Annotated in this window: 19 protein-coding genes; all 19 read right to left on the reverse strand. The window is 38.6% G+C overall.

All coding sequences use genetic code 11. The annotated features are described in order from the left end of the window. Positions 1 to 33: 33 nt before the first annotated feature. Positions 34 to 366, reverse strand: coding sequence for a hypothetical protein (locus H9648_RS06290; RefSeq protein WP_191753034.1), 333 nt, complete (start codon positions 364 to 366; stop codon positions 34 to 36). A 122-nt stretch (positions 367 to 488) separates the two neighbouring features. Further along, the gene (locus H9648_RS06295; protein WP_191753035.1) at positions 489 to 1241 is read right to left on the reverse strand and encodes a gamma-glutamyl-gamma-aminobutyrate hydrolase family protein; all 753 of its coding nucleotides are present in this window, start codon (positions 1239 to 1241) and stop codon (positions 489 to 491) included. A 189-nt stretch (positions 1242 to 1430) separates the two neighbouring features. Next, positions 1431 to 1616, reverse strand: coding sequence for a hypothetical protein (locus H9648_RS06300; RefSeq protein WP_191753036.1), 186 nt, complete (start codon positions 1614 to 1616; stop codon positions 1431 to 1433). A 370-nt stretch (positions 1617 to 1986) separates the two neighbouring features. Then, positions 1987 to 3663, reverse strand: a complete 1677-nt coding sequence (locus H9648_RS06305; protein WP_191753037.1) for a M3 family oligoendopeptidase — start codon at positions 3661 to 3663, stop codon at positions 1987 to 1989. A gap of 156 nt (positions 3664 to 3819) precedes the next feature. Next, positions 3820 to 4212 (reverse strand): VOC family protein, encoded by a 393-nt coding sequence (locus H9648_RS06310; RefSeq protein WP_191753038.1) that lies wholly within the window; start codon positions 4210 to 4212, stop codon positions 3820 to 3822. Between the two features lie 12 nt (positions 4213 to 4224). Next, positions 4225 to 4632: a GNAT family N-acetyltransferase gene (locus H9648_RS06315; protein WP_318243491.1), complete on the reverse strand. Its 408-nt coding sequence runs from the start codon at positions 4630 to 4632 to the stop codon at positions 4225 to 4227. Between the two features lie 14 nt (positions 4633 to 4646). Beyond that, entirely contained in the window at positions 4647 to 5399 is a 753-nt protein-coding gene (locus tag H9648_RS06320) for a sugar phosphate isomerase/epimerase family protein (RefSeq protein ID WP_191753039.1), read from the reverse strand. 24 nt (positions 5400 to 5423) lie between these two features. Further along, a complete protein-coding gene (locus tag H9648_RS06325; RefSeq protein WP_191753040.1) occupies positions 5424 to 5882 on the reverse strand; it encodes a GNAT family N-acetyltransferase in 459 nt (152 codons plus the stop codon). Positions 5883 to 5897: 15 nt separating this feature from the next. After that, complete coding sequence (locus tag H9648_RS06330; protein ID WP_225218756.1) at positions 5898 to 6671, reverse strand: alpha/beta hydrolase; 774 nt, start codon at positions 6669 to 6671, stop codon at positions 5898 to 5900. 14 nt (positions 6672 to 6685) lie between these two features. Continuing rightward, entirely contained in the window at positions 6686 to 7546 is an 861-nt protein-coding gene (locus H9648_RS06335) for an MBL fold metallo-hydrolase (RefSeq protein WP_191753041.1), read from the reverse strand. 53 nt (positions 7547 to 7599) lie between these two features. Next, positions 7600 to 8541, reverse strand: a complete 942-nt coding sequence (locus tag H9648_RS06340) for a VanW family protein (protein WP_191753042.1) — start codon at positions 8539 to 8541, stop codon at positions 7600 to 7602. A 107-nt stretch (positions 8542 to 8648) separates the two neighbouring features. Next, positions 8649 to 9380, reverse strand: coding sequence for a peptidoglycan-binding domain-containing protein (locus H9648_RS20840; RefSeq protein ID WP_191753043.1), 732 nt, complete (start codon positions 9378 to 9380; stop codon positions 8649 to 8651). A gap of 146 nt (positions 9381 to 9526) precedes the next feature. After that, a complete protein-coding gene (locus H9648_RS06350) occupies positions 9527 to 10498 on the reverse strand; it encodes a ring-cleaving dioxygenase (RefSeq protein ID WP_191753245.1) in 972 nt (323 codons plus the stop codon). A 138-nt stretch (positions 10499 to 10636) separates the two neighbouring features. Continuing rightward, the gene (gene egtD, locus H9648_RS06355) at positions 10637 to 11602 is read right to left on the reverse strand and encodes an L-histidine N(alpha)-methyltransferase (RefSeq protein ID WP_191753044.1); all 966 of its coding nucleotides are present in this window, start codon (positions 11600 to 11602) and stop codon (positions 10637 to 10639) included. After that, on the reverse strand, positions 11599 to 12882 hold the full coding sequence (gene egtB / locus H9648_RS06360) for an ergothioneine biosynthesis protein EgtB (RefSeq protein ID WP_191753045.1): 1284 nt from the start codon (positions 12880 to 12882) through the stop codon (positions 11599 to 11601). The genes egtD and egtB overlap by 4 nt, the downstream gene beginning before the upstream one ends. A gap of 16 nt (positions 12883 to 12898) precedes the next feature. Further along, entirely contained in the window at positions 12899 to 13528 is a 630-nt protein-coding gene (locus H9648_RS06365; RefSeq protein WP_225218757.1) for a flavodoxin family protein, read from the reverse strand. Between the two features lie 600 nt (positions 13529 to 14128). Next, positions 14129 to 14410: a DUF3817 domain-containing protein gene (locus H9648_RS06370; RefSeq protein ID WP_191753046.1), complete on the reverse strand. Its 282-nt coding sequence runs from the start codon at positions 14408 to 14410 to the stop codon at positions 14129 to 14131. Positions 14411 to 14625: 215 nt separating this feature from the next. After that, a complete protein-coding gene (locus tag H9648_RS06375) occupies positions 14626 to 15267 on the reverse strand; it encodes an SCO family protein (protein ID WP_191753047.1) in 642 nt (213 codons plus the stop codon). A gap of 22 nt (positions 15268 to 15289) precedes the next feature. Next, entirely contained in the window at positions 15290 to 16663 is a 1374-nt protein-coding gene (locus tag H9648_RS06380; protein WP_191753048.1) for a PepSY-associated TM helix domain-containing protein, read from the reverse strand. Positions 16664 to 16748: the final 85 nt, after the last annotated feature.

The raw sequence follows: 16748 nt of genomic DNA on the forward strand, positions 1-16748 counted from the left end.
AGGCTGAAAGCTTTCAGTATGAAATGACGTTTTTTAATACCCTTTTCTTACATCGATGACATGCTCGTTCTTCTTTTTTGTGCCCCCTCTTGCAGCATCAAAGAATAATACTAGTGCTGTCACGATATGCATGATCATTCCAATACCAGGAAAATAACCGACGATAGAAGTAATCATACCCAATACACTACCCGTAAATCTCTCTTTTTGAACAATACAAATAATGAGTGTGATCAAGTGAAAAACAAACATGAATTGAAGTGGTCCCCATGCTGAAGCAAGAATGACGGCTCCTCCTAAAAAAGGAATACCAAGGAAAGCTTCAATACCACCTGTTATTATTTTCAAAAGTCTCGATATGTTCATGAGACAGCCTCCTCAATGATTGTTATCTATATACTACGGATTTACCACGAAAAAAGTTTCCTATTATAAACATTACCTCTCTATATAAATAAAGAAACCTCCTGTTTTGGAGGTTTCGATCTCTATTCCTTACTTTTCTTTGCTTCCTTAATAAATGTATTTATAATCGCCATCATGTTCTCGTTGTCATGTCTTAATTCTTCAGGATGCCACTGCGTTCCTAGCAGGAAAGTTTTCTCTTGGTCTTCCAGCTCTAAAGCCTCAATTACACCATCAGAAGCCCTTGCTGCAACACGTAACCCTTTGCCGACTTTTCCGATCGCCTGATGGTGAAAGCTATTTACAGCAACCTCTTTTTCACCAACAATCTTATACAGTTTACTGTCTTCTTCAATGCTAACGGTATGAGAAGGTTCTGAACGCGTTGCAGATGATTGGAAATGATTAATACTGTCAGAAAACTCACTCTCTACATCTTGGATGATTGTTCCTCCATAACTAACATTTAATAAATGGTAGCCTCGGCACATGGCAAGAATAGCTTTTTCCTTCTCACGAGCTTTTTTCAAAAGTTCAATCTCAAAATCATCACGATTCTTATTTACCTTTTTTACTTTTGGGTGAGGTTCCTCATTGTAAGTGATAGAGCTGATATCTTCACCACCTGTAAAGATTAACCCATCACACATGTTTGCGTAAAACTCAGCTTCTTCTGGCTTGCCCATCGGAATCACAATTGGTATTCCTCCTGCTTCTCTAACCGTTTCCGCAAATTTATTATAAACAACGATCGTATCAACGTTTTCATTTTGAGTTTCAATGGTATTGATCGACATGATCGTACTTGTTAATCCAATTAATGGTTTTTGAGTCATATATAACTTCCTCTCCAATATGCTTTTCACTCATGTTTTACCTTAATCACATAATCATAAACACCCATAATTTATCATTCCTATTACTATTAACCATTTATTCATACCTGTTACATTTTTCTTTTTCTTTCAAGTAAACGAAAAACAGCTCACTAATCTTGTGAGCTGTTCCTGCTATTTATATCTATGCTACTGCATCGGTGGTCTCGGCTTTTTTACGGAATAAACGAGTTCAATATCACCGTTCTCCTTCACACGCTTCACCGTGTAAGTTTTCTCAACACCCTGCTCGGTATTGTGTAAGGTGATCTTGTCGCCTTCTTCAAAATCTGATGTGCCAGTGTCCCATAATTTCTCGTCATCGGGTTTCCTCATACCTCTCACCCCTCATATTCCGATTAATTTCCCATAACAATATGCCATTTAACTTTATTTTCCCCTACTTAGGAAAATGAATCCTAAATCGTATGTTTAAACGTGCATATTTTACTCTCGTTATTGAGAATCCAGCATACAATCTCCTTTGTTCACTGGGAATAGAGTCCGGCTCAATATCGGAATCGGTATGTAGGCTTTACAATTAGCTACTCTCTCACCAACCGGTTATGACAAGAATTTATGGACACCTCTTTATTGGTTGATCCTATAAATCATGGTATTTATATAAAGTGCGCCTTATCCTAATATTTCTACTAATAGAGCTTAATTCCTTTAAATTATTTAAATTCGTTAACTATTTGTTTTATTATCTAACTGAAGATAGCAGATCCAGTTCTTTCGCAACAAACTCCATAAGCTCAGCGATCTTATTAGATGAAAAATCCAGTTCAATTCCTGCAGTTGCATAAACTTCAGGAATTGACTTAGAGCTTCCAAGTTTCAGGGCATCTTTATATTTATGGATCGTTCCCTCTGGATCTTCTTTGTATTTTTTATACAACTGAATAGCTCCAAGTTGAGAAATGGCATACTCAACAAAGTAGAACGGAACTTCATATATATGAAGGGTATAGAACCATCCTTTTACTTTCCATTCCTCGTATCCGTTCCAATCGATTATTGAAGCATCATAGCGATCTTTCAATTCGCCAAACTTCTTCGTACGTTCTTCCCAAGTATGGTTCGGATGTTGATACAGCCAGTGCTGAAACTGATCAATGACCAAAATATACGGAAGACTCATCAATGCTCCTTTGAGCTGATCTTTCTTCGCTCGGTTAAGTTCCTCTTCTGTTTTGTAAAACTCGTCCCAGCGGTCCATTGTGAAAAGCTCCATACTCATACTAGCTAGCTCAGCCGACTCCATTGGAATTTGTTTATAAGCATATAATTCTAAATCGCTCTTTAATAGATCGTGAATCGCATGCCCCATCTCATGCATAAAAACAACTAAGTCACTATCCGTATTGGACATGTTCATAAAGATAAACGGAAGCCCTGTTTCAGGTAAAGATTCACAGAATCCACCTTGTGCTTTTCCTTTTCTGCTCGTAAGATCAAAAAGCTTCTTCTCGTTCATTTCATGGACAAGAGAGCCGAACGTAACATCAAGTTCACTTAATACTTTCGCTGATTTATTGATCAACTCCACATCAGAACTTACAGGTTGTAATGGTTTTCGACCGATTGCTTCTGCTTGAACATCCCATGGCTTATATACATCTACACCAATTTCAGCTTTGTGCTCTTTTTGAAGTTGTATCGTTATCGGAAGAACATGCTCACGTATGGATTCAGCGAGTTCTGTACAATCCTCTGGCGTGTAGTCAAATCTATTATATTTTTTAAACATATAATCATTAAAACCGTTCAAGCCCGCGTTCTCCGCTTTCTTCACTCGTAGTTGAATCAACTCATCAAGAATACTATGAAGTTTCTCTTCTTCTTTTAAAATAGGTTCATACAAAGCTTTCATCGCTTTTTCCCTTATATCACGCTTTGAATCTCTAATATGAACAAAGAGTTCACTAATCGTTACTTCTTGACCTTCCCAATTTGAAGATAGACCTCCTGTGATCTCAAAGTATTGATTCGTTAGAGCATCCTCTTGTTTTTCGATTTCCAAGTTGGTTTCTTGAAATAGAGCAAATTGTGTTCTTAGTTTCTTCTTATATTCTCCAAATTCATCGTCTGACAGTTCAGCCATAAATGGTGATTCTAACACTTTCTCGTCCAATATCGATTGATACTTTTTAAACAATGGCTTAATGTGTTGCTGATCAAATTCAAATTGCTTTTTAATTTCTTCATCATTACTTTGACATTGAAAGGCAATATAATGGCGAAGCATCTCTTCTTCTACTCTTTCGTAGATGCGTTTTTGCTGATGTAAAAAATTCATGAGATCTTTTAATGAAGTTATGGTGACGCTTACAAGATTCTCAAACTCTTCTTTTAGTGCATTTATTTTCTGATCGTTCATTTCTATTCCTCCCAAAAACGTTCTATTATCCACTTTACCACAAATAGGAAAATACTTGATGATGGAATGTCTGTTTATATAATTATGCAAAAAAACTGACTCACACTAGTACCTAAGAAGGCTAGTAATGGCCAGTTACTAAAAATTTCATATTTGTTAGCAGTTACAGATCATAACTACGTTTCCATCTGGATCTTCTACATTGAACCAAGCTACTTCACCGTGCCACTCAATCTCACGGATTACTTTCATATTCTTCCCTTGAAGTTCTTTGTATGCTTCATCAATATCTGCTGCAAATACATTAAACATAGGACCTGAACCAGGTGATCGGTGGAAAGATGGGTCAAACGTATGATCATCTAGTGATAATCCTGTTTGTCCTGTTACAGGAATGTTATGTACAGGTGATTGCACTTCACTTACATCTATCGTAATTCCCAATAGATCAGCATACCATGCTACAGATTTTTTAAGATCAGTTACATGCACGAATACATTGTTAATGTGACTTTGTATAGCAGAGATACTCGTTACTTTTTCACTCATGGAAGACGCCTCCTAAAATTTACATTCTTCATACGTTCTTCGATATCCATAAAAAGGTCTGAAATTTTGCCCTTCATAAAAAGTGTGCGATGTACGGGATGCAAGCATCTCCATTCGTGCTGTTGGATATTTCACTTGGATGATGTTCAAGAGCTTTCCGCCTAATCCTAGTCCACGATAAGGCTTCGAAAATAGCATCTCGCAAATATAGAGTGTTACGTGTTCATCTGTTAGCCCACGGGCATAACCTATTACCTTTTCGTTCATTATCATGACATAGGCTATATTCGACTTACTCCAAGCCTGTTTTGTTTCTTCGTTCCTTTCAACTAATTGTGTCCAGCCTTCTTGTTTGTTTAGTTCTTGAATCAGCTCAAAATGCTTCTTTTCTACATAAGAAACAAATTTAATATCTGCCACAACTATGTTCTCCTCTATAAAAGTGCTTTAACGTTCTGCACACCTTTTTCAACTTCCGAAATAAGATCTCCTTCAAAATGTTCTTGCTCGATCACGCAATAATCTACTTTTTGTTCATCTGCTAATCGTAAGAAGCTACTAATATCAAGTATCCCTGTTCCGGCGATCGTGCTCTGTTTATGCCCGTCTTTCTCTACCATATCTTTGAGGTGAAGGGATACGCAACGGAAGCGATACTTATTAAGCAGCTCTTCAGGCTCGAACCCAGCATATTTTGCCCAGTACGTATCCAACTCCATCTTGACTAAATCAGGATCTGTTTCTTGATATAGCAAATCAAACGGCATCTTACCTTCAAGCTCGTAAAATTCAAAATCATGATTATGGTAAGCTACACGGATTCCATACTCTTTGCTTCTTAATCCAGCTTCGTTCAACACATCTGCTACACGCTTGTAATCGTCGATCGATCTTCTTTCATCTTCTGTTAAGTATGGCATGATCATCAAATCATTCTCTAAAATAAGTTGATCTTCCATCTGCTTTTTAAATGCATCTCCAGAGAATTGCTGAAGTGGAATATGAGCTCCAGCAACAGTTAAAGTATTTTCGTCCAATACCTTTTTTACTTCTTTAGCAGATATTCCGAATAATCCAGCAAACTGTACACTGTCAAATCCGATCCCTTTCAATCTTTCTAATGTACCTAATAAATTCTTTTCAGCTTCTTGTTGAATGGAGTACAGTTGCAATCCAATTTTTCTCATGTTTATCTCTCTCCTTTTAAACGTTTACAAAACTTTGTTCATCGATATAGATGCTTGTTTATAACCTAGTTTTTTATAGAGTTCGATTGCATTCTCGTTCGAACCAAACACATGTAGACCCACATAGTCCGCTCCTTCATCTTTTGATTCATTCTCAAAAAAACGAAGAGCGGTCTGAGCGATGCCTCGCTTACGGAATGCATTCAGCACGTAAATATGATAAAGAAAAGCTTTCTTCTCTTCTTTTGAAACATAAAACCAAAGGTAGCCGGCTAATTCATGATCCTCTTTGATGTGAAATAAATGCTGTCCTTCTGTTTGTTCCTCATCAGGAAGCAGCTGTTCCATTTGCTTTTGTGCTTTTTCAGTGGCTAGTTCTTGATCTAGTTTATAATGTTCAGCGGTATCACGAATATAATCTGGCAGCATAAACTTTAGGTATTCTTTAAACTGCTTGTTGTCCATTCTCTCAAATGTGATCAAACGCCTATCTCCCCTTTACTTCATCAGATATTCAATAATCTTAGGCATCCTCTCTCGCCAAGCTGTCTCATGATGTACTCCGCCATCAATTATTTCAAATTGCATGTCGATATTCTTTTTCTTAAAAACTTCATATACCTCTTCAGAAGAACGTATGTAATGAGCAGCATCAACCTTTGATGTATCCTCATCGGTTCCGATATCCATATAAAATCTTTTGAGCCCACTTAAGTCACTTTCTTCTATGAACCTTTCAATCTCTGTTTGATTAAACCAATAAGCGGAAGAAAGACTTGCTACTCTTTGAAATATATGAGGGTAGCGACATGCTGCGTACGTGGAGATCAGTCCACCCATCGAACTGCCTGCCATTAATGTTTCGTCAGGTTTCGTTCTGTATTTTTCATCAATCAGCGGCTTTAACGTATGTAAAATAAACTCGATGTAAGCTTCCCCTTTTCCTCCATAAACTCCTTCAAATTTAAGAAGTTCTGGTCCTACTGTCGAGTTTTCCCATGGAGCATATTCATTAAAACGTTCAAACCCCTCATGATTACAGTCAATACCAACAATGATAAGAGGCGCTTTACTCTTTTTTAAATAGTCAGCTAAGCCCCATGAAACACCGTAGCTGGCGTCTACATCATGAAACAGGTTTTGACCATCATGCATATATAGAACAGGATAATGTTCTTGACTGTCTCTATAATCGTGAGGCAGACACACACGGATCTGTCTTTCTATTTCTCCAAATTGTGCAATGGTCACTTTGAATGTCTGCAGCATCATCTTCTCCCATTCTATTAATCTAGGTCGAGGTTGAAACCGTTAACAAAAAACTGTAATGTTTCTCGTTCATCTTCATTTAGTTCACGATTAACTTGGACTTTATATTCTTCTTCAATTGCTTGTGGATTACCTTTAAATTCATTTGTAAGGTTAGCGAACCTTCTCAACATGGATACCTCTGTTATAAACTCTTGTTTCGTCGCTGCCTTCCAATGAGAGAATATATAAAAATCCGCGTCAAACGATTCTAATTGATCTAACAAAGTCAGCGTTCGATTCACCGTATAGTTATTCTTAGGTGCGTACATATTTGCGTAGAGACAATCGGATAAAAATAAAACCTTTTCTTCCTTTATGTATACAATGATTGAATCTGTTGTATGGTCTCCGCCAACATGTTGAAGAACACATGTTACCCCACCTAGATCGATTTCCATATTTTCATGAAACGTAATCGTCGGTAGTTTTATTTTGATGTTTCGGTGATTTGGAAATTCTTTTTTGATAGCTTCTGCACAAAATTCAATTTCAACACCTTGCTTTACTCTCTCATCAAGATCTTTATCACTCCATGAAAAAGGAAGGAGTTCCTGCATTTTTGTTTTTGTTTCTGCTGAAGAAATGGATGGAATGTTTAAAGCAGGCAATCCAAAAATGTGATCCCAATGCCAGTGCGTGATAACTACGAGATCAGGTTTTCGAATATCCTTTTTATGCAGTTCATCCAAAAAGTAAGATGCATGTTTTTCTGAGTTTCCTGCATCGATCATCAAAGTCATTTCGTTTCCTACAACAGCTCCTAAAATTGGACGATCTGTGTCTGAAACAGGTGTTTGGTACCAAAAACGTTCTGTTAGTTTTACTAATGTCTGCAAACGCTCCAACTCCCCTATTCAAAAACATGTGAACAGTTTTATTGTACTTTAAATCATCTCTTAGGGTTAGAAAGATGCGCATTTTGATCCGTTTGTATTTCCTCCGGTATATGAGTTGGTGCATTCGGTACTTTTCTCTTTCTTTGATCAAGGATTTCAGAAGAATAAAGTTTGATGACTAAACTTCCTCCATAGCGTTTTGCACGAATAAGTATTGGCTGATCATATTTATTTTGAAATTGAAAATCTGGTCCGTACCAACTAACGGTCGCGTCTCTCCCTGATGGTACGTATGGAACACGTTTGCTGTGTGAATAGCGTTGAACGATTCTTAATCCTGCTCGGTCTACTGCATTAAATAAAGTGGACGATACTTGGCAGATGCCTCCCCCTATTCCCTCTGATAATTCTCCTCTGACGATAATAGGTGCACTTTTGTAACCTTTTGCCGTAGTTCTTTTGCCAACAACTTGGTTGAACGAAAAGGTTTCATTCGGAAAAACAACATGACTATCAAGTGCTTTTGCAGCAAGCTCAATATTTGTTGTTCTGCTATTGTTATTTGAATTAAAGTATGTAACATATTGTCCGATCTGCTGGTTCTTAATATGAGCAAGAACCTCTGTATCAACTTTTGGATAGATATTCATTTCTGGCACATCTATCTTTTTTGGGCCGGTTTCAAAAAAATACGTATAAAACTTTTCTTTAAATAATTTTCGATTTAATTTATAACCAACTTGGCCAGGTATGATGCCGCCATAATCATTTAATTTAGCATTAATAGGTGCTTTATATGATCTTTTATCGAGCAGGTCAACGAACTGATTATATTTCGTGTCATCGATCATTGGAAACCCTGGAATTGAGCCTTCGAACTGTTTTCGGCTTACTTCTGCAAGCTTTTGACCTTCTTGGTTCACAATGAACGTTTCAGTGTTTTGATTTGCAGTTGTCGATAATAAAAGAAGTCCAGCTAACCATACTTGCAACATTGACCGATCACTCCGATTAATTATTTCTCTTTTTATAAAAACAAAAGAGATCATGAACATGACCTCTTTGTTATTTTCATTTAAAATTTAGTTTTCATACTATAATTTTAGTCTTTTCCATTATCTTTCATCCCTGGTGATGGACTGCTCTTTCCAGGTTGAACACTTGGACTTTGTTTTGAATCTTTTTGCTGCATTTCTTGTTTAGGTGCTTGTGGCGCTTGTGGTGTCTCACCTTTTTGTTCTTCCATCTGCTTTGGTACTTCTTGCTCTTTGCCTTCTTCTTGTTGACCTTGTTGTTGTTCTTGTTGCTGACCTTCACCTTGTTCAATTTGGCCTGCACCGCCACCTTGTCCTGCTCCGCCGCCTTGACCTGCTCCGCCGCCTTGACCCGCTCCGCCGCCTTGTCCTGCTCCGCCGCCTTGACCTGCTCCGCCGCCTTGGCCTGCTCCGCCGCCTTGGCCTGCTCCGCCGCCTTGGCCTGCTCCGCCGCCTTGACCTGCTCCGCCGCCTTGTCGTACTTTAGGTAATTTTAATGAAGAGTAAGCATAAAGAATAGATTGATACGTACGTGCATCAACTGATCCTGTCACAGGCAGTCCGTGACTCTTTTGAAAATACTTTACACCTTTTACTGTTGAGGCATTATAGTAGCCATTAATTTTCCCAGAATAACTGCCTAGAGACTTTAACATGGATTGAATTGCATAGACATCTGGACCTTTTGCATTTTTCCCAACTGCAGAAGCAGCGTTTGAAGTACCTAAAAGTAGAGCTAATGCCAAAACAAAAGCACTAACGTACTTCATTATATTCTTTGCATTTTTTTGCCAATACATCTTGTGACATCTCCTTATTTGTTTATATTGTTGTAACGCTTTTTAATTTTTTCTAAAATGTGTTTTTTATGTCGGGTTTTTGCTCAAAAATAATTTAAGCAAAAAAAAATAAACCTGAATCCGTTAAGATTCAGGCCATAGGAATTTTATTGTTTTGTATCAAGTGGTTTTAATTTCGCTTCGATTTCTTCTCGATGAGCTTCTAAGAACGGTGGTAGTGCAAGTGACTCACCCAGATGTTCAATATCTTCGTCCGTATCAAATCCGGGACCATCTGTTGCAAGTTCAAAGAGAATGCGATTTGGTTCACGGAAATAGAGAGATTTAAAATAAAAACGATCTACAAATCCAGAATTTGGAAATCGTGATGTTTTTACTTTTTCAATCCATTCATGAAGTTCTTCTTCATTATCAACTCGAAAGGCAACATGGTGTACTCCACCCCGACCAAGTCGTTCTTGAGGGAGGTCATTTCGTTCTTCTACATGAATTTCAGCACCGCTTCCCCCTTCACCTGTTTCCAACACTATAATTTCAGGTTGACCTTTCACTTCTGGTGCGTAGCTTCCGATTCTTTTAAAGCCTAATAGTTCAGCTAGCACCTCTACAGTTGGTTCAGCTGAAGGCACAGTTAACCTTACAGGGCCAAGCCCAACGACTGCATATTCTTGTGGTGTTGTGCTTTTGTTCCACGGCTGGCCACCAGCAACTCCTTTGTTGTTTTCATCCGAGACTAAAATCATTCTTTGACCTTCAGGATCTCTAAACGCCAACGTGTTACGGCCTGCACGTTTCATGATTTCTTCTGCTTCAATACCCTGTTCTTTTAAACGCTCTTTCCAAAAGCGAAGTGCATCATCATTTTTCACTCGAAGGGAGATAGATGAAATGCTGTTGTTACCGTCATGGTTTCTTCCAGCCATCGGAATTTCAAAAAACGTAAGCTCTGTTCCTGGATTCCCCTTTTCATCACCATAAAACAAATGATAAACGCTTGTGTCATCCTGATTTACCGTTTTTTTGATCAGTCTTAAGCCCATTACTTCTGTATAAAATCTAAAGTTTTCAGGGGCTTTTGCAGTTAACGCGGAAACATGGTGAATTCCTTTAAGTTTCATCATAATCCCTCTTCCATTCCATTTTCTTTTATTATCTCCCTTTGCTAAGAAAATGCCCAATAAAAAGCTTTGAGTACATTCGTATGTTCTTGCACTAAAAAAGAAACTCCCGACAAAAGGAGTCCCTTAGTTTTAAATCTATTCGACAACTAGATAATGCATACTGAACCAGTTCTTATCATCACACCATACTTTTTCAGGTGTGAATCCACACTGTCTCGCCATATTTTGAAACTCTTGAATCGTAAACTTATAAGAATTCTCAGTGTGTATAGTCTCTCCTTCAGTAAAGAAAACTTTTTCATTACCAATCGTTATCGTCTGATTTATCAGGCTTACAAGATGCATCTCAATTCTGCCCTTTTCTGCATGATAAAAAGCATGATGTTGAAACTTTTCGAGATCAAAGTTTGCCAAAAGTTCTCTGTTTAACCGGTTTAGTAAATTTATATTGAATTGACTTGTGATCCCTTTATTATCATTGTAAGCTGCATTCAACACAGCGTGATCTTTTTTCAGATCTACTCCGATCAACAAACCACCTTTTGGCCGAAGAAAATTTGCAGTCATCTTTAAAAATTTCATGCTTTCCTCAGGCTCGAAGTTTCCAATCGTAGATCCCGGAAAGAACACGGCTTTGCGTTTAGATTTGAGTTCAGGCACCTCAAACTTATCCGTATAATCGGCAGACACAGCATGCACATCTAGATGAGGATATTCCATTGACAGAGCTCTTGCGGATTGATACAGAAAATCTTTAGAGATATCGATTGGTACATATTCTTTAAGTTCAGGCATCGCCTCGAGAAGCGTCCTAACTTTTTCACTGCTGCCGCTTCCAAACTCTACGAGTGCCGTATCGCTTCCAATTGCGTGAGCCATCTCATCTTTAAATTTATTTAAGATCAGCAGTTCTGTTCGGGTCGGATAATATTCTGTGAGCATCGTAATCGATTCAAACAGCTCAGAACCTTTTTTATCATAAAAATACTTAGGTGAAATGAACTTTTTCTCTTGTCGCAGTCCATGAAGTATTTCACTATACATATCTGTTTCAGGTTCGTTTCCGTTGTGATAATGAACGTTCGATCTTATCGTTTTCATGTGAGATCCCCCGCTAAGCGAATGCCGCTGAACTGCCATCTTTTATCTGCTTGAAAAAAGTTGCGATAAGTAGGTCGAATATGCCATTTAGAGGTTGCACATGATCCACCTCGCAAAACGATCTGATTGCACATAAATTTTGCATTATATTCACCGAGCGCACCTTCAAGCGGCTTACTCTGAGGATATGATGTGTATGGGCTGCTGGTCCATTCCCAAACATCTCCAAACGCTTTCTTGATCGGTGATTTTGAATAAAGTTCACCTACCATTGGATGAAACGACTCTTCCTCAACAAAATTCCCTTCTATTGGGAGGGAACTCATCGCATGTTCCCACTCTGCTTCTGTTGGCAACCTTTTTCCGCTCCACCTAGCAAAAGCATCTGCCTCATAAAAACTTACATGGCAGACAGGTTCATCAAGATTTAATTTCTTTTCACCTGTTAATGTGAACGTGTACCAGCCATCCTCACTCTTACGCCAATAAAGAGGATGTTTCCATTTTTCTTTTTTAACTGTTGCCCAGCCATCTGACAACCAATGCTCAGGCTGCTCATATCCCCCCGCCTCAATAAATGAAAGATATTCTCCGTTCGTGACGGGGTGGGAAGATATCTCGTAAGCATTCAGCCAAACCTTGTGACGTGGCCGTTCATTATCAAAGGAGAACCCCGCTCCTGTAAAACCAATTTCAACGAGTCCTCCTTCAATCTTAATTTCAGTGACTTGCGATTTTTGCTCAGAATTTGTGTGATCAGTTGAAGAGGAAGATTCTGTGTACGAAGGTAGTAAAGGGTTACAGCTAAAATTATATTTTACATCTGTTAAAAGAAGTTCCTGGTGCTGCTGTTCGTGTTGAAGACCGATCTCAATCAGATCCTCAACCTCTTTTGGAAGCTGATCTTCATAGTTCTTAAGAAGACTCAAGATTTCTGTGTTTATATGGTCACGATAGGCATACACCTCATCCATCGACGGCCTGGAAAGCACGCCTCTAGAGTGTCTGGGATGATACGAACCAATCGTTTCATAGTAGGAATTGAAAAGATAATCAAATTTTGGATTAAAAGGAACATAGGAGGGATTCTTTTCTTTTAAGATGAATCGTTCAAAAAACCATGTCGTGTGGGCTAGATGCCATTTTGGCGGACTCACATCTGGCATCGCCTGAATGATTGTATCTTCATTTTGAAGTTTTGATGCTAGTTTTTCAGATAATGACCTGATCCTTTCGAATTGCCCGATTAATCGTTCTGCCGCTACCTGATCGATTGCCATAAGTATCCTCCCTTAATTAGCTATTGCTTTCTACCACATTGCCTTCTGTTGGAATAGGATGTTCTTTTAATAACTTTGCAAAGTGAATCAGATTGTACGTCATTATTTTATTGTGCTGCATCGTAAAATCATTCTTGTTGCCTTCCGCCTCTATATAGGAAGGTCCTGGACCTGCTTCACCAACCCAATATGTATCCACATTTGGCGGTAAGGTGAAACCAATATGAGACAAGCCGTACAGAATGGAAGCACTCGCGTGTTTCGCTCCATCCTCAGTACCTGTCACAACAACACCTGCCACCTTGTTATAAAATAGATATTGGCCTTTTTCGTTCGTCATTCCACTCGCACCGTATAGCCTCTCGATCGCTTGTGTAGCAAGGCTGCTCTTTTCACCGAGCCAAATCGGCGTTCCGATGATGAGGATATCAGCCTTTTTCACTTTTTCAAAAATCTCTGGCCACTCGTCACCCTCTCCTTCATCTGCAGAAACACCATAAGCGATCCTGTAATCAGCAAGCCTTACCATTTCTGTATCTATGTTGTTTTTATTAAAAATATGCACCGCTTCGTTCATCAAGCTTTCGGTATTGGAGATTTCATCACCACTTTTAAGAGACGCATTAAGTAGAAGTGCTTTAATCATGAGAATGTCCCTCCTGTTAAAAACCATATTAAAGTATAAATAGCCGAAAATTAGAAAATTAAAACAATTTACACGAATTCTTAACATGAAGGGAACAAAACGATTGAAAATTACTAGATGTGGCGGTTTAGTGAGCTGTGGGAAGTTAGCTTTTCCTTCTGATGGGGACAATAGCATGTTCCGTGTTCCTGTGGAAAGCACATCTTTTGCATGTATTGTTGCCGGCGATGCTTATTAAGTCTTGGTCACTAGTAATTAAGCGGAAAACGCTATCAATTAAGTCTAAAATAATATAATTAAGTCCGATTTAGCTACAATTAAGTCAAAATAGAAAAATATAGGCTTTTCGACAAATGATGACACACCTTCTCTACCTTTTATCGCATAAAAAAGAGAGCCTTCCTAAATAAGGTGGCTCCCTCAAACAGTATTAATTTTTGGCTGTTTTCTAAAGGATTGTTGCTTTTGAATCACTGTGTTCATTCGCTTCTATGAAAAGTTGATTGGAGTGCAAGGTGCGAGACTCCTGCCCAGCGGAAAGCGAGCAACCTAGAACGTAAATCAACTACTATCAAAAGCAACAATGAATACGAAAACAGCCTAATCTTTTAAAAACTTGCGATCGAAAATGAACGGCCCGAACGGCAGTACAGAAGAAACTAATGCCAAGAAAGCACGCATAATCGGCCACTTCTTCACGTTGTACACATACAGAATGACTAGAATATAAAGAACGAACAATAGACCATGAAGAGCACCAACGATTGATACGGCCATCGGCTGATCGAAGAAATACTTCAACGGCATGGCGATGAAAAGAAGGATTAAGAACGAAGCTCCTTCAAGATACCCTACTGTTTTGAACATTTTTATTGGATTCATAACTGAATATACCTCCATTATTGCATAATGACGATTCTATCTTTAGTTTTATCATAAGTAGATAGAAGTTAGACTTCCAAACCATAACTATTGTGTGAACAAAATCAAAGAAAAATAGTTGGGGTCAGACCCCTAACTATTTTTCTTTTCCTCGCTTTTCATTTTTCCAACAGCGCGTTTGCTCAATTCAATTTCTACTACCCCAAAAAGCTGGTTTACTTTTTCAGTCTATTTTTCATATCAGCAATTATCTCTTCGTATGGTGTATTTTCTACTCCATCATATCTGGATACGACTTTTCCTTCTTTATCCACTAAGAAAAAGGCTGATGCATGGATGAACTGGTCTGAGTTAGGATCAGCCACTACTGGTGTTTTGAATGAATCTCTTGCTAACTGTTCGATCTGTTTCTCTTCATAGCCGCCAAGAAAGTGCCAGTTCGAAAAGTCTGCGTCATAGTTTTCACCAAACTTCTTCAATGCCTCAGCATTATCTCTTTTTGGGTCGATAGAGAAAGAAACAAATTCTACATCAACCTTCTCTTCTTTTGCCATACCTTGCAGTTTAGCCATATGTGCAGTCATAGGCGGGCAAACTGTTGTACAATTTGTGAAGATGAAATTCGCCATCCACACTTTACCTTTTAAATCTTCCAATCCAAATTCAGCCTCGTTTTGGTCTTTAAAAGAAAACGACTGAACGTCCCAGTCTAATGACTGAGACGTTTCCTTGCTTTCGCTATTATGTTGTTCGTGGTTCTTATGATTCTCGTGTTCGTCTTTTGATCCACCTGAACCGCATGCAGACAATATTGCCATCGTCAGCACTAGTCCAAAAATCAGCATCATTCTTTTCATTTTTTCTTCACCTCTAATAATTTTATGACAACCAATCCTGAAGTGGTTTTACTCGTGGAATTACAAAGCGATCTAGTAAGAATACGAAAACGAAAGATATACCTGCGAGTGGCATAACAATACCAGTTATGACCATGAGGATGATGATCCACGGTTTTAGCTTCTTGTCCGATTTTTTTGGCACTCCTAATCTTCCAGAAGGTTTACGTTTCTTCCACATGATGAGTGAGAAGATAACGATCGCTACTAAACCGAGAGCAGCTATTGCTCCTAAAATTTGATTAGCCAGACCAAAATAATGACCTTCATGCAGCGCAATTCCGATCGAAATCGCTTTAGCCATCCAGCCGTAATCACTAAACCTAACATCTTCTACAATTTCTCCGTTATACTGGTTAAAATAAACGGTAGCTTCATTTTCCGGTTTATCTCTTGAAGAAGCAACAGTAAATACGCCATCTTCTCCTGCAGGCATTGAAATCGTGTAAGGCTTTTGGATCTTGTTCTCTTGAGCTAAGTACATCACTTGGTCATCAGAAAGTGATCCGTCATCTTTCGTTGATGTTGGGGCAGGATTGTTCTCCGTTGCCCATGGAATATCTTCTGCGATCTCATCTGTTGTCTTTTCTGCTGTTGGCGCCATGAATGCATAAGTTGGATAACCTGCATTCGCATTCGTCGCGAACTTGTTGATCTGCTCTCCCATCACACCTGACCATGGCAGCCCTGTAACGATAAGGATTAGTATCATCAACGACAGCCAGAACGCTGTCACTGCGTGAAGGTCTCTCCAGAACATGCGACCACTCTTCTTAAGGCGTGGAAAGATCGTTCCCATGAAAGTCTTTTTGTTTCTTGGCCACCAAATGTATAGACCTGTCACCAATATGATGATCGTCCAACATGCGGCCAGTTCGACGAATCGATTAATGAACGTACCTCCAACAATCCATTCACTGTGAAGCTTAGCGACAACGTTTTTGAAATGATCCTCATCAAGTATCGTTCCTGTTATAGACGCTGTGTATGGGTTTACATAAACCTGTGTAACAATATCATTTTCTATTACTTTTACTAAAGTAGCTCGATTATCTTCTTTCGGAAGTCTGACCGAACCAATCTCTGCGCCGGGATACTCCGCTTGAACAGTGTCAATCTGCTGCGAGAGAATAAGAGGTTGTTCATCTTTTTGAACAATGATCTTGTCTTTGTAGATCATCGTTTCAATTTCAGCTTGGAATAAATATAATGCTCCACTAATAGCAAGTAAGATCAAAAAAGGTGCAAATATGATTCCGCCATAAAAATGCCATCTCCAAAACGTCTGGTAGAGACTGTTGGATTTTTTAGAAGCATTCTCGCTGTTTTCTGGTAACTTATAAGCTGTTGCTTGCATATCTATATTCTCCTTATTCGTACTCAATATGGAAAAGTATAAACAACAAGCTGGAAATGGTAATCACTCTAAAGGGTGATTACCA

The organism is Fictibacillus norfolkensis (genome assembly GCF_014836645.1).
In the GTDB taxonomy this organism is placed as follows: domain Bacteria; phylum Bacillota; class Bacilli; order Bacillales; family Fictibacillaceae; genus Fictibacillus; species Fictibacillus norfolkensis.